Source organism: Nocardioides sp. CFH 31398 (assembly GCF_022436705.1).
Lineage (GTDB): Bacteria > Actinomycetota > Actinomycetes > Propionibacteriales > Nocardioidaceae > Nocardioides.
Map to the genome: position 1 here is coordinate 161421 of NZ_JAKUHT010000013.1, position 18448 is coordinate 179868.

The window sequence follows — 18448 nt, forward strand, 5'->3', positions numbered from 1 at the left end:
GATCGGAGCGGCTAGGGGAGGGTGACGAGCATCCGCTGGTAGAAGGCCATGTCGATCCACTGGCCGAACTTCCAGCCCACGCCCTTGAAGTGGCCGACCTTCTCGAAACCGCAGTGCACGTGCAGGTTCTCGCTCGACGGGTTCGGCAGCGCCACGGCGGCGACGGCGGTGTGCACCCCCGAGACCGCCATGGTCTGCAGCAGCGCCGGGTAGAGCATCCGGCCGATGCCCTGCCCGCGCACCGAGGTGTCGAGGTAGATCGAGGTCTCGCGGGTGTAGTCGTACGCCGGACGCGGCCGGAAGGACCACGAGTAGGCGTAGCCGACCACGTCGTCGTCCTCGGTGACGGCGACGAGGAGGTGGTCGCCCGGGTGCTGCCCGTCGAGGCGGGCGCGCCAGTAGTCGAGGTCGGGTGGCTCGAGGTCGAAGGTGGCGTGGCTGTGCTCGACGGCGTGGTTGTAGATCGAGGCGATCGTGGCGAGGTCGCGCTCGGTCGCGGAGCGGGTGGCATAGCCAGGCATCGCGACATCATCGCGGACCCCGGCCCCGGCGCGCCCGTGGGTCCGGCTGGGAGGATGGCCGGGTGAGGCACACCGAGCTCTGGGCACGCCTGCGTGAGGCGCTGGGGGAGGACTACGCGGAGTTCTGGGCGGGCCAGACCGTCATCGCCGCCCTCGACGGCCGCACGCCGCAGCAGGCGCTCGCGGCCGGCGTCCCCCCGAAGCAGGTCTGGGCGGCGGTCTGGGAGGTCCTGGGGCTGCCCGCGTCCCAGCGCTGAGGGCCCGGGCTGGCAGAGTTCGGCTGTGAGCACACCCGCGGCCGAGCCCCAGGACCAGCCCTCCGCCGACGTCGCCGTCATCGGCGGCACCGGCTTCTACTCGTTCCTCGACGACCCGGTCGAGCACACCGTGACCACGCCGTACGGCGACCCGTCGTCCACGATCGCGATCGGCACGGTCTCCGGGCGCTCGGTGGCGTTCCTCCCGCGGCACGGGCAGCACCACGCCTTCCCGCCCCACGCCATCAACTACCGGGCGAACCTCTGGGCGCTGCGGTCGCTGGGCGTGCGACAGGTCCTCGCGCCGTGCGCCGTGGGGGGCCTGCGCACCGAGGTCGCCCCCGGCGACATCGTGGTGCCCGACCAGCTGGTCGACCGCACCTTCACCCGCACCCAGTCCTACGTCGAGACCGGCGCGGTGCACCTGCCGTTCGCCGACCCGTACTGCGGGCGCCTGTCCGCGGCCGTGCAGGGCGACGACGTCGCCCACGGCGGCACGATGGTCGTCATCGAGGGCCCCCGCTTCTCGACGCGGGCGGAGTCGCAGCACTACGCCGCCCAGGGCTGGACGCTCGTCAACATGACCGGGCACCCCGAGGCGGTGCTGGCCCGCGAGATGACGATGTGCTACTCCGCGATCGCCCTGGTCACCGACATGGACGCCGGCGTCGAGGAGGGCTCCGGGGTCTCCCAGGACGAGGTGTTCGCGCTGTTCGCGAGCAGGATCGAGCGGCTCAAGGAGCTGCTGACGCACACCATCGCCGACCTGCCCGACCCCGACGGCTGCTCCTGCGCCGCGTGGACCGACGGGGTCGAGCTCACCTACGAGATCCCGGGCCGCTGATGCGCGTCCTGCTCACCGGCGCTGCCGGGTTCATCGGCGCGCAGATCGCCTCCCAGCTCACCGAGCGGGGCGACGAGGTCGTCGGCGTCGACCTCATGCTCCCCGCGGCCCACGGGGCCGCCGCGGCGCCGGACGGCGTCCACCAGCTCGACGTCCGCGACGCCGGCGCCTGGGGCGAGCTGCTCGACGGCGTCGACGTCGTCTGCCACCAGGCCGCGATGGTCGGCGCCGGGGTGACCGTGGCCGACATGCCGGAGTACGCCGGCCACAACGACCTCGGCACCGCCGTCCTGATGGCCGCCATGACCGAGCACGGCGTCTCCCGGCTCGTGCAGGCGTCCTCGATGGTCGTGTACGGCGAGGGGCGCTACGCCTGCCCCACCCACGGCCACCAGCTCCCGGGCACCCGCACCACGGAGGCCCTCGACGGCGGCGCGTTCGAGAACCCGTGCCCCGTCTGCGGCGAGCCGCTCGGGTGGGAGACCGTCGACGAGGACGCCCGCCTCGACCCCCGCAGCAGCTACGCCGCCTCCAAGGTCGCGCAGGAGCACTACGCGATCGCGTGGGTCCGACAGGCGGGCGCGGCGGCGGTGTCGCTGCGCTACCACAACGTCTACGGCCCGGGCATGCCCCGCGACACGCCGTACTCGGGCGTCGCGGCGATGTTCCGCTCCGCGCTCGAGCGCGGCGAGGCGCCGACCGTCTACGAGGACGGCGGCCAGATGCGCGACTTCGTCCACGTCACCGACGTCGCCCGCGCCAACGTGCTGTCGATCGACGCCGTCCTCCGGGCGCCGGTCGGTTCCCACGCGGCGTACAACGTCTGCTCGGGCGAGCCCGTCGCCATCCTCGACGTCGCCCGCCGCGTCGCCGCCGGCACCGGCAGCGGGATCGAGCCCGTCGTCACCGGGCAGTACCGCCTCGGCGACGTCCGCCACATCGTCGCCTCCCCCGAGCGCGCCGCCGCCGAGCTCGGCTTCACCGCCCGCGTCCGCCCCACCGAGGGCCTCGCCGACTTCGCCACCGCCCCGCTCCGGGCCTGATCCCGGGGTCGATCCGGGGTCGGGGCTGATCTGGGCCGATCCGGGGCCGATCCGGGGGTTTCACCAGCCGACCCGTGATGTCGCGACCTGGCTGACGAAGCTTCGGGGGCCAGGTCGGGACATCACCAGCCGGCTGGTGAAACCCGCGACAGGTGAGGCCCCTGCGACACGTGTGACGAGCGCTACCAGGACGTGTAGAACAGGTGCTGGACGACGAGCGCCACGACCAGCCCGAGCCCCAGCAGGGGGGTGCGCCAGCGGGCGGGGAGCAGGGCGGTGGCGAGCAGCAGCCACGGCACGAACGGCAGCCAGATGCGCTCGACCTCGGCCTTGCTCATCCGCGACAGGTCGGCGGCGGTGACGGCGGCCGCCATGGCGAGCGACAGGGCGACGGTCACCGTGACGGCGCGGCGGTCGGTGCCGGTCTCCTCGGCGACGGTGTCGAGCCGGGAGGGCCGCATCGCGGCGAGGCGACCGAGGCCGGCGCCGACGGCGGGGCCGGCGGCGTACGCCAGGGCGCCGAGGTTGCCCCACATCCAGTACGCCGCGGGGCGGTCGGAGGCCAGGCCGTCCCAGTAGCGCTCGCGCAGCACGGGGAACGCCTCCCACCAGTGGAAGCCGTAGAACGAGAAGACCAGCACGGGCACGAGCGCGGCGCCCGCGACCACCGGGAACAGCCACCACGAGCGGGTCAGCCACAGGATCGTCAGCGCCACCAGGCCGATCAGGGGGATGCCCCAGGACGTCATGACCGTCCAGCCGAGGACGACGCCCGCCGCCGCGCCCCAGGCCGCCATGGCGCCCCGTGAGGAGCGGGTGCCGGCGATCGCCATGAGGGCGAGGCCCCACGAGGCGGTGACTGCGATGAGGGCGTCGGCGGAGACCGCCGTGAACAGGGCGGCGGGGCCGAGCACCAGGAAGGGCAGCGCGCGGCGCACCATCGCCTCGGCGCCGAGCGCCCTCATGGCCACCATCAGCGCCAGGGGAGTGGTCGCGCCGGCCAGGGTGACGACGATGCCGGAGATCCAGTCGCCGCCCAGCCCGAGGCGGTCGAGCCACACGAAGTAGAGGAACATCCCCGGCGGGTGGCCGGCGATGTGCACCACCCAGTTGTCGGGGTGCGCGTAGGGGATCCGCTCGGTGAAGCCGTCGATCATCGCGGGGATGTCGGTGATCTCCCGGGCGGTGATCAGGTACTCGTACGGGTTCCCCAGCACCCGCGAGATCCCGTACGAGCCGTCGACGTACGCCAGCGACAGCAGCCAGCCCAGCCCCACGACGTACGACACGGCGAGCAGGGGCCGCCACGACAGGCGCTCGGCGACCTTCCGGGCGAACAGCAGGCCCAGGACGGCGATCGCGACGGCCGGGATCGTCCCGGGGCCGACCTTCGGGTCCCAGCGCGAGTGCAGCGGCGGGAACTCGTCGCCCTCGATGGTCGAGTGCGTCCACACCTCCCACCCCGTCAGCAGGGGCACGGCGGTCGAGGCCGCCATCACGACCAGCGTCACCGCTAGGCCGATCGCGGCTCCCCGGGCGGAGGCCCTGCCCGGCGTGGTCGCGAGGTCGTCGGCGCGCCGGGTGGTCGACATGCCGGGGAGCCTAGGAGATGGCCCAACCGTGTCCGACATAGGTTGTCCCCTATGTCGTCGACCGAGAAGCAGTCGTCGGGCGCCCAGCCCTGCTGTGATCTCGTCCTGCCCTGCAAGGACGAGGGGCCGGCGCTGCGCGACCTGCTGCCGCGCATCCCCGCGGCCTTCTCGGTGATCGTCGTCGACAACAACTCCACCGACGACACGGCCCGTGTCGCCGTCGAGAACGGCGCCCAGGTGGTGCGGGAGACGGTCCCGGGGTACGGCGCAGCCGTGCACGCCGGGGTGGAGGCCGCGACGAGGGACTACCTCGCCGTCATGGACGGCGACGGCTCCTTCGACCCCGACGAGCTGCTCGTCCTGCTCGACGACGTCCGCTCGGGGCGGGCCGACATGGCGGTCGGCCGGCGTCGTCCGGTGCGCCGGGGCGTGTGGCCCTGGCACGCCCGCGCGGGCAACCAGCTGATCGTGGCCTGGTTGCGCCGGCGGATCCGGATGGACGCGCACGACATCGCGCCGATGCGGGTCTGCCGCAGGCGGGCGCTGCTCGACCTGGACGTGCGGGACAGGCGGTTCGGATACCCTGTGGAGCTGCTGCAGAAGGTGACCCTGGCCGGCTGGCGGGTGAGCGAGCACGACGTCGGCTACCACCCCCGCGCCGAGGGCACCCGCTCGAAGGTGTCCGGGTCGGTCACCGGCACGGTACGAACGGCGCGGGACTTCTGGAAGGTGCTCTCATGACGACGCAGGACGGACTGTCCCCTGCGCACGCCCTGGTGCTGGCGAAGGCGCCGGTCGCCGGAGCCGTGAAGACCCGCCTGGGCGCCGACATCGGGCTCGACGAGGCCGCGGAGGCGGCCGCCGCCGCGCTGCTCGACACGCTCCGCGCCTGCACCGACGCCTTCGGGGCCGACCGGTGCCACCTGGCGCTCGCCGGCGACCTGGCGGAGGCCGTGCGGGGCGAGGAGCTGACGGCGGCGATCGACGGCTGGCACGTCGCGCCGCAGCGGGGGGACGGGCTCGGCGAGCGCATCGCCGCCGCCCACGAGGACGCCGCGCGCGCGATGGCGCAGCGGGGCACGGGAGGGACCACGGTGCAGATCGGCATGGACACACCCCAGGTGACGGGGGCCGCGCTCCGCGCCGCCGCCGACGCCCTGGGGTCCGCGGACGCCGCGCTCGGGCCGGCTGAGGACGGCGGCTGGTGGGTGCTCGCCCTGCGCGACCCCGCGGGCGCCGGGCTCCTCGCGCCCGTGCCGATGTCCACGCCCACGACGTACGACGACACCCACGCGGCCCTCGTGGCCGGGGGGCTGACGGTCGCCGACCTGCCGGTGCTCCGCGACGTCGACACCGTCGCCGACGCCGAGGCGGTCGTCGGGCTCGCCCCGGACGGCGAGTTCGCCCGCGCCTGGACCGGCCTGGTCGCCCGCGCCGGCACCCGTGACGTCGGGGTGGACGTGGGTGCCACCCGATGAGCCTGGAACCCGCGGACGACGTCCTCGCCGACGCCGGCGTCACCTCCGACGCCTCCTTCACCTCCGTGTTCGCCGCCGCGCTGCGCGGTGAGTCGTGCACCGTCGTGGGCGTCGGCGACGCCCCCGAGCACCTCCCGGTCTCCGAGTGGAAGCGCGAGGCCGACGCGGCCGACCGCGCCCTGCTCGCCCTGTGCGAGGGCCCGACCCTCGACATCGGCTGCGGCCCGGGTCGCATGGCCGAGCACCTCGCCGACGTCGGGCACACCGTGCTGGGCATCGACGTGGTGCACGAGGCCGTGCTGCAGACCCGCGACCGCGGCGTGTCCGCGATCGTCCGCAACGTCTTCGACACCCTGCCCGGCGAGGGACGCTGGCAGAGCGCCCTGCTCGCGGACGGCAACATCGGCATCGGCGGCGACCCCGTCGCGCTGCTCGCCCGGACCAAGGAGCTGCTCGACCCGGGCGGCCGCGTGGTGGTCGAATTGTCCCCGCCCGGCGCCGGCTTCTCCACGATGTGGGCGTGCCTGGAGGCCGGCGGCCTGCGCAGCCGGCCGTTCCGCTGGTCGGTCGTCGGCACGGACGCGATCGACGAGGTCGCGGCCGAGGTCGGCCTGGCCGTCCAGGAGTTCCACCAGTACGGCGAGCGGTGGTTCACCGTGCTCGTCTCCGCGGACTGACGGAGCACCCGGTGGCCCTGTCCGTGCGCGCCCCGTCGCAGGCGGACTTCACCTCGCGGCTTCACAGCCCGGCCGTCGCCGCCAGGATCGGCACGTGGCTCGGGATCACCTTCGGCGTCTGCTTCCTGACCGGGCTGATCAGCCACTGGGCCCAGGTGCCCGACCCGCTGGTCGCCTTCCCGACCCGCCCCACCTGGGGCTACCGGGTCACCCAGGGCCTGCACGTCATCACCGGCACGGCCACGATCCCGCTCCTGCTCGTCAAGCTGTGGACGGTCTACCCGCGGCTGTTCAAGCCCGTCGTGGCCTGGCCGCCGCGCGCAGCCGTCGTCCACGGCCTGGAGCGGCTGGCCACCCTCGTCCTGGTCGCCGCCGGCGTCTTCCAGCTCGTCACCGGGCTGATGAACTCCACGCAGTGGTACCCCTGGTCGTTCTCCTTCCGCCCGACCCACTACGCCGTCGCCTGGCTGGCGATCGGCGCGATCGTCGTCCACGTCGCGCTCAAGCTCCCGGTCATCCGGGGGGCCTACGCCCGCGACGTCGAGGACGACGACCCCGAGCACCCGCCGCCGTACGACGTCACGACCGCGGTCGAGCGTCCCGGCGCCCTGTCGCGCCGCGGGCTGCTGCGCAGCACCTGGGCCGCCGCGGCCGTCGCGGCGGTGGCCACGGCCGGGGCCACCGTGCCGTTCCTGCGGTGGGTCTCCGTGCTCGGCGTGCGCACCGGTGACGGCCCGCAGGGCCTGCCCATCAACCGCTCCGCCGAGGCCGCCGGCGTCGGCGACGACGCGGTCGGGTCGTCCTGGCGGCTCACCCTCGTCCGCGGCGGGGACACCACCGAGCTGACCCTGGACGACCTGCGTGCCCTGCCGCAGCAGACCGTCGAGCTCCCCATCGCCTGCGTGGAGGGGTGGAGCGCGTCGGCCACCTGGACCGGGCCCCGCATGAGCGACGTCATGGCGGCGGTCGGCACCAGCGGCGCAGACGTCGGGGTCTACTCGCTTCAGACGCGGGGGGCCTTCTCGGCGTCGCGGCTGCCGGCGAGCTTCGCCGACGACCCGCTGACCCTGCTCGCCCTCGAGGTCAACGGCGAGACGCTGTCCATGGACCACGGCTACCCCTGCCGCGTCATCGCTCCCAACCGCCCCGGGGTCCTGCAGACCAAGTGGGTCACCCGCCTGGAGACGCTGTGAGCGCCGGCCGCCTGCTGCTCGCCGTCGTGGGCACCGCCGTCGCGGCGTACGGCGGGTTCCTGCTGGCGGGGGAGGACCGCGAGCAGATCGTCTCGGCGCTCGTGTGGCTGATCGGCGGGGCGCTGGTGCACGACCTGCTGCTGGTTCCCGTCACGCTGGTCCTCGTCGCTCTGCTCGGCCGCCTGCTGCCCACCTCGTGGCGCGCCCCGGCGGGACTGGCCTTCGTCGTGCTCGCGACCGTCACGGTCGTGGCGATCCCGTTCCTGGGTCGCTTCGGGGCCCTGCCGGACAACCCGACGCTGCTGGACCGGGACTACACGACCGGCTACCTCGTGCTCGTCGGCGTCGTGCTGGGGGTGGTCGTCGCCGGCGCGCTGGTGCGGTCCGCACGGCGTCGGACCGGCCCGGAGGACCTCAGCGCGTCGCTCGACGACACACCCTCCGACACGCCCTCCGACACGCCGCGACCGTAGCTCCCGCGTCGAACATCTGTTCGTTACTGTGGTGTCCACAGGCGGACGACGGGTCGAGTCCTCCACAGCCCCGGGGCGCAGCCCCGGCCGTTGTCGGTGGCCGCACCTAGCGTCACCCACAGGTCGGCAGACGCCCGGCCGGTGACCTCGAGGACGGAGTGGACCATGGCCGGTGGAGACCGCGAGAAGGCGCTCGACGTAGCGCTCGCCAACATCGAGAAGCAGTTCGGCAAGGGGTCGGTGATGCGGCTCGGCGACGAGACCCGCGCCCCCCTGGAGGTGATCCCCACGGGGTCGATCGCCCTGGACGTCGCGCTCGGCCTCGGCGGCCTGCCGCGCGGCCGTGTCGTCGAGATCTACGGCCCGGAGTCCTCCGGAAAGACGACCGTCGCCCTGCACGCGGTGGCCAGCGCCCAGCGCGCCGGCGGCGTCGTGGCCTTCATCGACGCGGAGCACGCGCTGGACCCCGACTACGCGAAGGCGCTCGGTGTCGACACCGACGCGCTGCTGGTCTCGCAGCCGGACTCCGGCGAGCAGGCCCTCGAGATCGCCGACATGCTGATCCGCTCCGGCGCCCTCGACCTCATCGTCATCGACTCCGTCGCGGCGCTGGTGCCCCGTGCCGAGATCGAGGGCGAGATGGGCGACTCCCACGTCGGCCTCCAGGCCCGCCTGATGAGCCAGGCGCTGCGCAAGATGACCGGTGCCCTCAACGGCGCCGGCACGACCGCGATCTTCATCAACCAGCTGCGCGAGAAGATCGGCGTGATGTTCGGCTCGCCGGAGACCACGACCGGTGGTCGCGCGCTGAAGTTCTACTCCTCGGTCCGCCTCGACGTGCGCCGCATCGAGACCCTGAAGGACGGCCAGGACATGGTCGGCAACCGGACCCGGGTCAAGGTCGTGAAGAACAAGGTCGCCCCGCCGTTCAAGCAGGCGGAGTTCGACATCATGTACGGCAAGGGCATCAGCCGCGAGGGCGGTCTGATCGACGTCGGCGTCGAGGCGGGCCTCGTCCGCAAGTCGGGTGCCTGGTACACCTACGAGGGCGACCAGCTGGGCCAGGGCAAGGAGAACGCCCGCGGCTTCCTGCGCGACAACCCCGACCTGGCCGACGAGCTCGAGAAGAAGATCCTCGAGAAGCTCGGCGTGGGCCCGACGGTCGACAACCCGGCCGACGACCTGTCCGACGAGCCCATCGGTGTCGATGACTTCTAGGTCGACCACCGGGCCGTCGGGGCGCCGTCGGGCCAGGAGGACGACCGAGCCCGCACCCCCGCGGGAGAGGGCCCCGGAGACGGAGGCCGAGGCGGAGGAGCGGGCGCGGTCCATCCTGCTGAACCAGCTCACCGCGCAGGCCCGCAGCCGGGCGCAGCTGGCGGAGAAGCTGGCGGCGAAGGACGTCCCGGACGACGTCGCCACCCGTCTGCTGGACCGGTTCACCGAGGTCGGCCTCATCGACGACGAGGCGTTCGCCCGGGCCTGGGTCGCCTCACGCGGCCCGGGCAAGGGTCTGGCCCGACGGGCGCTGTCGGCCGAGCTGCGCCGCAAGGGGGTCGCCGACACCGACGTCTGGGCGGCGCTCGACGAGGTGGACCCCGACGACGAGCGGGAGGCGGCGCGCACCCTGGTGCGGCGCAGGCTGCGGTCGCTGCGCGGGGTGGAGACACCGAAGGCCACCCAGCGCCTCGTCGGCATGCTCGCCCGCAAGGGCCACCCGCCCGGCGTGGCGTACGCCGTGGTCCGCGAGGTCCTGGCCGAGGACCGCGAGGACGCCGCGGACCTGCCGGAGGACGTCTCCTCCTAGGCTGGCGGCCATGCTCGAGCTGCTCCGCCTGCCGCCCGGCGAGGTCGACCTCGCGTCGTACGACACCCGGGCGACGCCGGGCTTCGATGGCGACAAGGCGGCCGGCCGCGAGGCCCTGGCCGCGGTCGCCCCGGAGCTCGGTGACCTGCAGGAGCGCCTGTACGCCGAGCGGACCACGGGCTCCACGCGGCGGGTGCTGCTCGTCCTGCAGGGCATGGACACCGCGGGCAAGGGCGGCACCGTGCGCCACGTCGCCGGTCTCGTCGACCCGCAGGGCCTGCGCATCACCGGGTTCGGAGCGCCGAGCGCCGAGGAGCTCGCGCACGACTTCCTGTGGCGCATCCGGCGTGCCCTGCCGGACCCCGGGCAGATCGGGGTCTTCGACCGGTCGCACTACGAGGACGTGCTGGCGGTCAAGGTGCGGGGTCTCGCGGACGACGCGGAGATCGAGCGCCGCTACGGCGCCATCAACGACTTCGAGGCCGAGCTGGTCGAGTCCGGGACCCGGGTGCTCAAGTGCCTGCTGCTGATCTCGCCCGACGAGCAGAAGGAGCGACTGCTGTCGCGCATGGACGACCCCACAAAGCACTGGAAGCTCGCCGCGTCGGACATCGACGACCGCGCGCGGTGGTCGGACTACGCCGCGGCGTACGAGACGGCCCTGGAGCGGACGAGCACCGAGGTCGCGCCCTGGTACGTCGTCCCCGCGGACCGGAAGTGGTACCGCAACCTCGCCGTGGCCCACCTGCTGCGCGACACCCTCGCCGAGATGGCCCCGGTCTGGCCGCCCTCCCAGGTCGACGTGGAGGCCGAGCGGCGCCGCCTGCTCGAGGAGGACCCGATCTCGTGACCCAGCCGAGCGAGGACCCCGACGGCCTGCGCACCGTCGTCGCCACCCGCTACGTCGCCCCGCTGCGCGAGGGAGGCTCCCTGCCGGGTCTCATGGAGGCCGACGACCTCGGCACGTACGTCGTCAAGTACCGCGGCGCCGGCCAGGGCCCGCGCGTGCTCGTGGCCGAGGTCGTCGTCGCCGGGATCGCCGAGGCGATCGGCCTGGCGACACCGCGCCAGGTCGCCGTGGACCTGACCCGGGCGCTGACCCGCTACGAGGCCGACGAGGAGGTCCAGGACCTGCTGCGGGCCAGTGTCGGCCTCAACCTCGGCGTCGACTTCCTCCCTGGGGCGTTCGGCTACGACGGCCAGGCGAGCGCCGAGCCCGACGTCGCCGCCCGTGTGCTGTGGCTGGACGCCCTGTGCGCCAACGTGGACCGCAGCTGGCGCAACCCGAACCTGCTGTGGTGGCACCGCCGCCTGTGGGTGATCGACCACGGGGCCGCGCTGTACTTCCACCACTCCTGGCCGGGCGGCGTCGGTGACCCGGCCCGGTTCGCCGCCCAGCGCTGGGACGCGGGCGACCACCTGCTCGCGTCGTCCGCGGGTCGCGCACGGGAGCTCGACGAGGAGCTGGGCGCGGCGCTGACCGACGAGGTGCTCGAGGCCGTGCTGGCCCGCGTCCCCGACGCCTGGTTGGACCCGGTGCCCGGCGCGGAGGACCCGGCGGCGCTGCGTGCGGCGTACGTCGCCTTCCTGCGGGCCCGGCTCGGCACCCGCCAGTGGCTGCCCGGCGGTGACGCGTGACCGGCTCGGCGTACGAGTACGTCGTCCTGCGCTGCGTGCCCCGCGCGCACCGCGAGGAGTTCCTCAACGTCGGCGTGGTGCTGCACAGCCAGGACGCCGACCTGCTGGGCGCCGCCTGGCACCTGGACGCCGACCGGCTGCGCGCGCTCGACCCGTCGGTGGACCCCGCCGACCTCGAGACGGCACTGCGGTTCGTCGACGCGGTCTGCGCCGGCGACACCGACGCCGGGGGAGAGGCCGCCCGCGGCGCCCGCAGCCACCGCTTCGGCTACCTGAAGGCGCCGCGCAGCACGGTGCTGCGCCCCGGACCCGTCCACGGGGGCATCACCGACGACCCCCGGGCGTGCCTCGCGCGGCTGCTGGACGTGTACGTGCGCTGACCCGCACGGTGGTCGAGCGGCGACCGCACCAGACCCTGGCCGCTGCCTGACCGCTGGTTGAGGTGCGAGCGCAGCGAGCCTCGAAACCCGGCGACCACGGCTCTCACGGGGTCTCGAGGCTCGGCGCCGCGCGCCTCGCACCTCGACCGCCGGTGCTAGACGGGAACGAGCTCCACGGCGCCGACGGCGTAGCGGGCGAGGACGACGCGGGCGACCTCGGGGTGGGGGCCGAGCGGCGCCGAGACAGCCACGGCCCCGGCCTCGAGGGCGAGCTCGGCGGCCCGGTCGTGGAGTACCCCGGGCGCGAGGAACAGCGAGCCGACGGCGATGTGGCGACGGCCCTCGCCGCGGAAGGCGCGGACGGCCTCGCCCGTCGCCGGCGGGGCGGACGCGGCGTACGCCGCGGTCACGGGCAGCTTGTGGTGGGTGCCCCAGAGCCGCGCCAGGCGGGCCACGGCGGCGTTGGTCAGGTGGTCGGTCGATCCGGACGCCGCGAGCACCAGCGCGTCCAGCTCGCAGACCCGGGCCGCGGCCAGTGCGTCGCGCAGGCGGACGTCGAGGACCTCCAGGAACGCCGGCTCGAGACCCAGGACAGCGGACGCGCGCAGGCGGACCGACCGGTGGCGGGCGGCGGCGTCCACGATCGCGCTGTCGACGTCCGCACCGGCCAGGTGCGGCTCGGTGAGCAGCAGCGGGACGACGACCGCCTCCTCGACCCCGTCGGCCGCCAGGCGGGCCACGACGTCGGTCAGCGACGGCCCCCGGGCGTCGGGCCGCTCGAGCGAGGCCTGCTCCACGCGGAGGTCGGGCCGGGCACGGCGGACCTCGGTCACGAGCGCCGTGACGGAGTCCCGAGAGCGGGGGTCGTGGCTGCCGTGGGCGAGGGCGACGAGCGCGGGAGCTGTCATCGCGGTCTCCTGTCGGGCGGTGTGCGGGTCGGTGGGGACGGTCGGGTCAGAGGTGGATGCCGCACTCGGTCTTCGACGTGCCGGCCCACCGACCGCTGCGGGCGTCCTCGCCGGGGGCGACGCGGCGCGTGCAGGGCTCGCAGCCGATCGAGGGGAAGCCGTCGTGGACCAGCGGGTTCACGAGCACGCCGTTCTCGGCGACGTAGCGGTCGACGTCCTCGTCGGACCAGCGGGCGAGCGGGGAGACCTTGACCTTCTGCTTGCGGGCGTCCCACCCGATGACGGGGGCGACGACCCGGTTGCGGGTCTCGGCGCGACGCATGCCGGTCGCCCAGGCGTCGTAGCCGGACAGCATGCGGCTCAGAGGTGCCACCTTCCGCATGGCGCAGCAGGCGTCGGGGTCGCGGCGGAAGAGGTCCTTGCCGTACTTCTCGTCCTGCTCGGCGACCGTCAGCTCGGGCTTCGCGCTGATGACGTTCACCGGCAGGGTCGCGGCGACGGCGTCCCGCGTGCCGAGGGTCTCGACGAAGTGGTAGCCGGTGTCGAGGAACACGACGTCGACGCCCGGCGCGACCTTCGAGGCCACGTGGGACAGCACGGCGTCCGCCATCGACGCGGTGACGCAGAAGCGCGCCCCGAACGTGGCGACGGCCCACTCGATGATCTGCTCCGCCGGCGCCAGCTCGAGCTCCGCGCCCATGTGGCTGACCAGCTCGCGCAGCTCCTCCGAGCTCCGTCCCTCGGTGTGGGTGCCCTTGAAGTCACGGGCCGCCTGGGTGGTCGCGGTCGTCATCGCGCGCCCCCCGACGGCGTGATCTGGCCCAGGAACGTCACCGCGAAGGCGCGCAGGCACGCCCGGCACTCCCAGCCGCCCGTCTCCTCCCGCGGCCAGAGGTCCGTCTCGGCGCAGTAGGGGCAGTGGAAGGGAGAAGCTGCACGGGAGGAGGTCATGCCTTCTCCAGCGTCTTGTCACCCCGCAGCAATTCCTCGTCGGCCCGGGCCACCCAGGCGGCGAAGGCCTCGCCGTCGGTCCGGTCGACGAGGTAGTTGCTGACCACGGAGGTGATGTAGTCGTCGAGACCGGCGCTGGTGACCTTGTGGGCGCGCAGCTTGCGGCCGAAGACCGCGTCGAGCCCGGCGGTGCCGCCCAGGTGCACCTGGAAGCCCTCCACCTGCTCGCCGTCGACCGTGACGAGCTGGCCCTTGAGGCCGATGTCGGCGACCTGGGTGCGGGCGCAGGCGTTCGGGCAGCCGTTCACGTTGACCGTGATCGGGGTGTCGAGGTCCGGGAAGCGCCGCTCGAGCTCGGCGACGAGGTCGCGGGCACGGTCCTTGGTGTCGACGATGGCGAGCTTGCAGAACTCGATGCCGGTGCAGGCCATCGTGCTGCGGCGCCACTGCGAGGGCCGGGCCGACAGGCCCAGCTCGTCGAGGTCGTCGAGCAGGGCGTCGACGGCGTCGGGCTCGACGCCGATCAGCACGATCTTCTGGTACGGCGTGAGCCGGGCCCCGGCGACGCCGTGCTTCTCCATCAGGTCGGCCAGGCCGGTGAGCAGCGTGCCGGAGACCCGGCCGGCGGTCGGGGCGACCCCGACGTACTTCTTGCCGTCCTTCTGGTCGTGGACGCCGATGTGGTCGCGCAGGGTGCCCGGCGACGGCGGCGAGGGGCAGGAGACGAGCTTCTTGCCCAGGTACTCGTTCTCGAGCACCTCGCGGAACTTCTCCCCGCCCCAGTCGGCGACGAGGAACTTCAGGCGCGCCTTCGAGCGCAGCCGGCGGTAGCCGTAGTCGCGGAAGATGCCCGCGACGCCGGCCCAGACGTCGGCGACCTCGTCCAGCGGGATCCACACGCCCAGCGGCACGGCCAGCTTCGGGTTGGTGGACAGCCCGCCGCCGACCCAGACGTCGAAACCGGGCCCGTGCTCGGGGTGCGTCGTCCCGACGAAGGCCACGTCGTTCGTCTCCGGCGAGACGTCGTGGCTCGGGTGCCCGGTCAGCGCGGTCTTGAACTTGCGCGGGAAGTTCGAGAAGGCCGGGTCGCCGATGTAGCGGGCCCGGATCTCGTCGAGGGCCGAGGTGCCGTCGATGATCTCGTCGGCGGCGACACCGGCGACGGGGGAGCCGAGGAAGGGCCGCGGCGAGTCGCCGCACGCCTCCAGGCTGGACAGCCCGGCCTCGTCGAGACGGTTCCAGATCTCGGGGACGTCCTCGATGCGGATCCAGTGGTACTGGATGTTCTCGCGGTCGGTGACGTCGGCGGTGTCGCGGGCGAAGTCGACGCCGATGCTGCCCAGGGCGCGGACGGCGGCCGGCGCGAGCAGCTGGCCGTCGGAGCGGACGCGGAGCATGAAGTACTCGTCGTCCAGCTCCTCCTCGTCGAGCACCGCGGTCTTGCCGCCGTCGATGCCGGGCTTGCGCTGGGTGTACAGCCCCATCCAGCGGAAGCGGCCACGGAGGTCGGCCGGGTCGATCGAGGCGAAGCCGCGCTTCGAGTAGATGTAGAGGATCCGGTCCCGCACGTTCAGCGGGTCGTCGTCCTTCTTGGACTGCTCGTTCTTGTTCAGCGGCTCGGTGTAGCCGAGTGCCCACTGGCCCTCGGCCCGCTTGGGCCGGGGGATCTCGGTGTGCTTCGCGGGCTCGGGCTTGTACCGGAGGTCAGGCATGCGGGAGAAGGTCCTCGATCAGGTCGCAGGGTGGCCCGACGGCGTGGTCGGACGCGGGACAGCGGGTCGGCGCCTCAGGAGGACGGACACAACATGGAGCGGGTGCGCCCGAGGTCCACGTGGCGACGCTCCACGAGGTGGGCGTGCGTCGCCGGCGAGATCATGGGGCCCAGTCTCACGCTGCGGACGGCCTGCCCACAACTTGAGATCCCATGATGTGGACAGCGAGTCCACCATGTGGATACGTCGGCCTGCGCCGACTCACTCCTCCGTGTACCCCAGACCCGTCTCCCACCCGTCGCCCTCGAGCGGGTCGAGAAGGTCCATGTCGGCCTCCCCGTCGTCCAGGGGGAAGATCTCGACGAGGATCCCGTGGGTGTCGTCGACGTCCTCCGACGTCGCCCAGCCGAGCGTCCCGCCGTTGCCGCTGAAGAAGACGTCCTGCTCGCGGTTGATCTCGGAGGCCAGCCTGTCACCGGACAGCAGGAGGTCGTACCCCTCCACTCGGTGACCGTCCACCTCGCACTCGAGGGGCGGCTCCTGCCAGGAAGGATCCTCGTCCAGGGGGTGGACGTCCTGTTCCACGATCTCGGCGTCCTCGCCGCACACGGCGCGGAGCGCGGAGGCGGGGTCGTCGGCGGGTGGGCCCGTGCAGCCCGCGACAACGGCGAGGAGCGTCGCCACCAGCAGGGGGAGAGCAGCCCTGGCGCGATGACGGTCCCACGTCCGGCCGGGCCTCACTTGTCGACCTCGAAGCCCATCTCCTTCAGCGGGTCGAGGAACTCCGGGTCCTCGTCGCTCGGAGCTGCGCTGAAGCCGACGACGACCCATCGACCGTCGCCCTCGGCGACGGCCGTCCAGTAGTCGCCGCCGTCGCCGGACTCCACGGAGTCGGACAGGCCCTGCAGGTACGACGAGGGGTCCTCGTCGTACACGTTGCCGGACAGCGTGAGCGCGCTGCGCTCGCAGCGCAGCTCCTCCAGCGGCTCGGGGTCCGAGGGGTCGGTGTCGTCGAAGGGGCTCGGCTCCGGCTCGTAGGTCGTGTCCTCGTCGCAGACGGCGGCCATGGCCTCGGAGAGCTCCGGTGGGCCGCCACCGCAGCCGGCGAGCAGCGTCGCGGCGGCCGCGGCCGCCAGGGGAGCGAGCATGTGGCGGGTGGTCGGCATGCCGGGGAGGGTTCCCCTGGGGTCCCGGCGGAAACCCGCGACTCCCGCCGGACCGCCGACGGGACCTACGCTGGGAGCCATGGCCGACGTGAACGCCCTGACCAGCTCCGCCTACTCGCAGGCGCTGGAGGTGATTGCCTCCGTCGAGCCGCGGATCGCGGAGGCGACCCGCGCCGAGCTCGCCGACCAGCGGGGGTCGCTCAAGCTCATCGCCTCGGAGAACTACGCCTCGCCCGCCGTCCTCATGACGATGGGCACCTGGTTCTCCGACAAGTACGCCGAGGGCACGGTCGGCCACCGGTTCTACGCGGGCTGCCAGAACGTCGACACCGTCGAGTCGCTCGCCGCCGAGCACGCCCGCGAGCTGTTCGGCGCCGAGTACGCCTACGTCCAGCCCCACTCCGGCATCGACGCGAACCTCGTCGCCTTCTGGTCGATCCTGGCGCACCGCATCGAGCAGCCGACGCTGGCCGACGCGGGCCTGAAGAACGTCAACGAGCTCTCCGAGGCCGACTGGGAGACGCTGCGCCGGAAGTTCGGCGAGCAGCGCCTGCTCGGCATGAGCCTGGACGCCGGCGGCCACCTGACGCACGGCTTCCGCCCGAACATCTCCGGGAAGATGTTCCACCAGCAGCAGTACGGCACCGACCCGGAGACCGGGCTCCTGGACTACGACGCCGTCGCCGCCAAGGCCCGCGAGTTCAAGCCGCTGGTGCTCGTCGCCGGCTACTCGGCGTATCCGCGTCGCGTGAACTTCGCGAAGATGCGCGAGATCGCCGACGAGGTCGGCGCCACCCTCATGGTCGACATGGCCCACTTCGCGGGCCTCGTGGCCGGCAAGGTGTTCACCGGCGACGAGGACCCGGTGCCGCACGCGCACCTCGTCACCACGACCACCCACAAGTCGCTGCGCGGGCCGCGCGGCGGCATGGTGCTGGCGACCGAGGAGTACGCGCCCAGCGTCGACCGCGGTTGCCCGATGGTCCTGGGCGGCCCGCTCTCGCACGTCATGGCCGCCAAGGCCGTCGCGTTCGCCGAGGCCCGCCAGGACTCGTTCCGCACCTACGCCCAGCAGGTCGCCGACAACGCCCAGGCGCTCGCCGAGGGGTTCAACCGCCGCGGCGCGAAGCTCGTGACCGGCGGCACCGACAACCACCTCGTGCTGCTCGACGTCTCCGGCTACGGCCTCACCGGCCGCCAGGCCGAGGCCGCCCTGCTCGACGCCGGCATCGTCACCAACCGCAACTCGGTGCCGGCCGACCCGAACGGCGCCTGGTACACCTCCGGCATCCGTTTCGGCAGCCCCGCGCTGACCACCCGCGGTTTCGGCAAGGACGAGTTCGACGCCGTCGCCGAGCTGGTCACCCAGGTGCTCACCCAGACCGAGCCGGGGACGACGAAGGCGGGTGCGCCGTCCAAGGCGACGTACACGCTGGCCGAGGGCGTGGCCGAGAAGGTCCGCGCCGAGGCCGCCGACCTCCTCGACGCCCACCCGCTCTACCCGGGCATCGACCTGTCCTGACGCGAGTCGTCCCGAACGCGCGTCCTGGGGACGCCGAGTCGTCCCGAACGCGCGTCCTGGGGACGCCGAGTCGTCCCGAACGCGCGTCCTGGGGACGCCGAGTCGTCCCGAACGCGCGTCCTGGGGACGCCGAGTCGTCTCGAACGCGCGTCCTGGGGACGCCGAGTCGTCCCGAACGCCCGCTCGTCTGGCCGTGATCACGCAGCGCCGACAGGGATGATCGTGGACTCCGGTGTCGGGCGTGTCGGGACCTACGTGCGTTCGGGCCGACTCGGCACCTGTACCT

Annotated in this window: 22 protein-coding genes; 14 read left to right on the plus strand and 8 right to left on the minus strand. The window is 73.4% G+C overall.

Translation table 11 applies throughout. The features are described from left to right. Window positions 1-11 precede the first annotated feature (11 nt). Window positions 12-521 carry a GNAT family N-acetyltransferase gene (locus MJ876_RS13260; protein WP_240236776.1) on the minus strand — a complete coding sequence of 170 codons (510 nt, stop codon included), beginning with the start codon at window positions 519-521 and terminating at the stop codon, window positions 12-14. Between the two features lie 62 nt (window positions 522-583). On the opposite strand from MJ876_RS13260, the gene MJ876_RS13265 reads away from it, so the two are divergent. The 3 genes from MJ876_RS13265 to MJ876_RS13275 are packed head-to-tail and all read left to right on the plus strand — an operon-like array spanning window position 584 to window position 2665. After that, a complete protein-coding gene (locus MJ876_RS13265; RefSeq protein WP_240236777.1) occupies window positions 584-778 on the plus strand; it encodes a DUF3046 domain-containing protein in 195 nt (64 codons plus the stop codon). A 25-nt stretch (window positions 779-803) separates the two neighbouring features. Beyond that, window positions 804-1622 (plus strand): S-methyl-5'-thioadenosine phosphorylase, encoded by an 819-nt coding sequence (locus MJ876_RS13270; RefSeq protein WP_240236778.1) that lies wholly within the window; start codon window positions 804-806, stop codon window positions 1620-1622. After that, window positions 1622-2665, plus strand: a complete 1044-nt coding sequence (locus tag MJ876_RS13275) for an NAD(P)-dependent oxidoreductase (RefSeq protein WP_240236779.1) — start codon at window positions 1622-1624, stop codon at window positions 2663-2665. The genes MJ876_RS13270 and MJ876_RS13275 overlap by 1 nt, the downstream gene beginning before the upstream one ends. A 182-nt stretch (window positions 2666-2847) precedes the next feature. On the opposite strand, the gene MJ876_RS13280 is transcribed toward MJ876_RS13275, so the two are convergent. Beyond that, the gene (locus MJ876_RS13280; RefSeq protein WP_240236780.1) at window positions 2848-4257 is read right to left on the minus strand and encodes a hypothetical protein; all 1410 of its coding nucleotides are present in this window, start codon (window positions 4255-4257) and stop codon (window positions 2848-2850) included. A gap of 51 nt (window positions 4258-4308) precedes the next feature. Between MJ876_RS13280 and MJ876_RS13285 the strand changes: the two genes are divergently transcribed. From MJ876_RS13285 to MJ876_RS13330, 10 genes are all read left to right on the plus strand, one after another. Beyond that, the gene (locus MJ876_RS13285; protein ID WP_240236782.1) at window positions 4309-4998 is read left to right on the plus strand and encodes a glycosyltransferase family 2 protein; all 690 of its coding nucleotides are present in this window, start codon (window positions 4309-4311) and stop codon (window positions 4996-4998) included. After that, complete coding sequence (locus MJ876_RS13290) at window positions 4995-5735, plus strand: DUF2064 domain-containing protein (RefSeq protein ID WP_240236784.1); 741 nt, start codon at window positions 4995-4997, stop codon at window positions 5733-5735. Before MJ876_RS13285 ends, MJ876_RS13290 begins: the two co-directional genes overlap by 4 nt. Then, window positions 5732-6412 (plus strand): methyltransferase domain-containing protein, encoded by a 681-nt coding sequence (locus tag MJ876_RS13295; RefSeq protein WP_240236786.1) that lies wholly within the window; start codon window positions 5732-5734, stop codon window positions 6410-6412. Before MJ876_RS13290 ends, MJ876_RS13295 begins: the two co-directional genes overlap by 4 nt. An 11-nt stretch (window positions 6413-6423) precedes the next feature. Then, window positions 6424-7605 carry a molybdopterin-dependent oxidoreductase gene (locus MJ876_RS13300; protein ID WP_240236788.1) on the plus strand — a complete coding sequence of 394 codons (1182 nt, stop codon included), beginning with the start codon at window positions 6424-6426 and terminating at the stop codon, window positions 7603-7605. Next, on the plus strand, window positions 7602-8078 hold the full coding sequence (locus MJ876_RS13305) for a hypothetical protein (protein WP_240236790.1): 477 nt from the start codon (window positions 7602-7604) through the stop codon (window positions 8076-8078). Before MJ876_RS13300 ends, MJ876_RS13305 begins: the two co-directional genes overlap by 4 nt. A gap of 165 nt (window positions 8079-8243) precedes the next feature. After that, window positions 8244-9296: a recombinase RecA gene (recA, locus tag MJ876_RS13310; RefSeq protein WP_240236929.1), complete on the plus strand. Its 1053-nt coding sequence runs from the start codon at window positions 8244-8246 to the stop codon at window positions 9294-9296. Continuing rightward, window positions 9286-9885: a regulatory protein RecX gene (locus MJ876_RS13315; protein ID WP_240236792.1), complete on the plus strand. Its 600-nt coding sequence runs from the start codon at window positions 9286-9288 to the stop codon at window positions 9883-9885. The genes recA and MJ876_RS13315 overlap by 11 nt, the downstream gene beginning before the upstream one ends. A 10-nt stretch (window positions 9886-9895) precedes the next feature. Beyond that, a complete protein-coding gene (locus MJ876_RS13320; RefSeq protein ID WP_240236794.1) occupies window positions 9896-10735 on the plus strand; it encodes a polyphosphate kinase 2 family protein in 840 nt (279 codons plus the stop codon). Continuing rightward, on the plus strand, window positions 10732-11523 hold the full coding sequence (locus MJ876_RS13325) for a HipA family kinase (protein ID WP_240236796.1): 792 nt from the start codon (window positions 10732-10734) through the stop codon (window positions 11521-11523). The genes MJ876_RS13320 and MJ876_RS13325 overlap by 4 nt, the downstream gene beginning before the upstream one ends. Then, window positions 11520-11903, plus strand: a complete 384-nt coding sequence (locus MJ876_RS13330) for a DUF3037 domain-containing protein (protein ID WP_240236800.1) — start codon at window positions 11520-11522, stop codon at window positions 11901-11903. The genes MJ876_RS13325 and MJ876_RS13330 overlap by 4 nt, the downstream gene beginning before the upstream one ends. 155 nt (window positions 11904-12058) lie before the next feature. On the opposite strand, the gene MJ876_RS13335 is transcribed toward MJ876_RS13330, so the two are convergent. The 6 genes from MJ876_RS13335 to MJ876_RS13360 form a co-directional block, all read right to left on the minus strand. Beyond that, window positions 12059-12811 carry a sirohydrochlorin chelatase gene (locus tag MJ876_RS13335; protein WP_240236802.1) on the minus strand — a complete coding sequence of 251 codons (753 nt, stop codon included), beginning with the start codon at window positions 12809-12811 and terminating at the stop codon, window positions 12059-12061. A gap of 46 nt (window positions 12812-12857) precedes the next feature. Further along, the gene (locus MJ876_RS13340) at window positions 12858-13604 is read right to left on the minus strand and encodes a phosphoadenylyl-sulfate reductase (protein ID WP_240236804.1); all 747 of its coding nucleotides are present in this window, start codon (window positions 13602-13604) and stop codon (window positions 12858-12860) included. After that, window positions 13601-13762 (minus strand): hypothetical protein, encoded by a 162-nt coding sequence (locus tag MJ876_RS13345; RefSeq protein WP_240236806.1) that lies wholly within the window; start codon window positions 13760-13762, stop codon window positions 13601-13603. The genes MJ876_RS13340 and MJ876_RS13345 overlap by 4 nt, the downstream gene beginning before the upstream one ends. Next, window positions 13759-15474 (minus strand): nitrite/sulfite reductase, encoded by a 1716-nt coding sequence (locus MJ876_RS13350; protein ID WP_240236808.1) that lies wholly within the window; start codon window positions 15472-15474, stop codon window positions 13759-13761. The genes MJ876_RS13345 and MJ876_RS13350 overlap by 4 nt, the downstream gene beginning before the upstream one ends. A gap of 261 nt (window positions 15475-15735) precedes the next feature. After that, the gene (locus MJ876_RS13355; RefSeq protein ID WP_240236810.1) at window positions 15736-16158 is read right to left on the minus strand and encodes a hypothetical protein; all 423 of its coding nucleotides are present in this window, start codon (window positions 16156-16158) and stop codon (window positions 15736-15738) included. Window positions 16159-16211: 53 nt separating this feature from the next. Beyond that, on the minus strand, window positions 16212-16640 hold the full coding sequence (locus tag MJ876_RS13360) for a hypothetical protein (protein WP_240236812.1): 429 nt from the start codon (window positions 16638-16640) through the stop codon (window positions 16212-16214). Window positions 16641-16719: 79 nt separating this feature from the next. Here MJ876_RS13360 and MJ876_RS13365 point away from each other — a divergent pair, with 79 nt between their 5' ends. Further along, the gene (locus MJ876_RS13365) at window positions 16720-18162 is read left to right on the plus strand and encodes a glycine hydroxymethyltransferase (protein ID WP_240236814.1); all 1443 of its coding nucleotides are present in this window, start codon (window positions 16720-16722) and stop codon (window positions 18160-18162) included. Window positions 18163-18448: the final 286 nt, after the last annotated feature.

Coding starts and splice junctions, on each gene's coding strand:
- MJ876_RS13260 (WP_240236776.1), bottom strand. CDS start 521: ATGCCTGGCTATGCCACCCGCTCCGCGACCGAGCGCGACCTCGCCACG.
- MJ876_RS13275 (WP_240236779.1), top strand. CDS start 1,622: ATGCGCGTCCTGCTCACCGGCGCTGCCGGGTTCATCGGCGCGCAGATC.
- MJ876_RS13280 (WP_240236780.1), bottom strand. CDS start 4,257: ATGTCGACCACCCGGCGCGCCGACGACCTCGCGACCACGCCGGGCAGG.
- MJ876_RS13285 (WP_240236782.1), top strand. CDS start 4,309: ATGTCGTCGACCGAGAAGCAGTCGTCGGGCGCCCAGCCCTGCTGTGAT.
- MJ876_RS13290 (WP_240236784.1), top strand. CDS start 4,995: ATGACGACGCAGGACGGACTGTCCCCTGCGCACGCCCTGGTGCTGGCG.
- MJ876_RS13295 (WP_240236786.1), top strand. CDS start 5,732: ATGAGCCTGGAACCCGCGGACGACGTCCTCGCCGACGCCGGCGTCACC.
- recA (WP_240236929.1), top strand. CDS start 8,244: ATGGCCGGTGGAGACCGCGAGAAGGCGCTCGACGTAGCGCTCGCCAAC.
- MJ876_RS13315 (WP_240236792.1), top strand. CDS start 9,286: ATGACTTCTAGGTCGACCACCGGGCCGTCGGGGCGCCGTCGGGCCAGG.
- MJ876_RS13320 (WP_240236794.1), top strand. CDS start 9,896: ATGCTCGAGCTGCTCCGCCTGCCGCCCGGCGAGGTCGACCTCGCGTCG.
- MJ876_RS13335 (WP_240236802.1), bottom strand. CDS start 12,811: ATGACAGCTCCCGCGCTCGTCGCCCTCGCCCACGGCAGCCACGACCCC.
- MJ876_RS13340 (WP_240236804.1), bottom strand. CDS start 13,604: ATGACGACCGCGACCACCCAGGCGGCCCGTGACTTCAAGGGCACCCAC.
- MJ876_RS13345 (WP_240236806.1), bottom strand. CDS start 13,762: ATGACCTCCTCCCGTGCAGCTTCTCCCTTCCACTGCCCCTACTGCGCC.
- MJ876_RS13350 (WP_240236808.1), bottom strand. CDS start 15,474: ATGCCTGACCTCCGGTACAAGCCCGAGCCCGCGAAGCACACCGAGATC.
- MJ876_RS13360 (WP_240236812.1), bottom strand. CDS start 16,640: ATGCCGACCACCCGCCACATGCTCGCTCCCCTGGCGGCCGCGGCCGCC.
- MJ876_RS13365 (WP_240236814.1), top strand. CDS start 16,720: ATGGCCGACGTGAACGCCCTGACCAGCTCCGCCTACTCGCAGGCGCTG.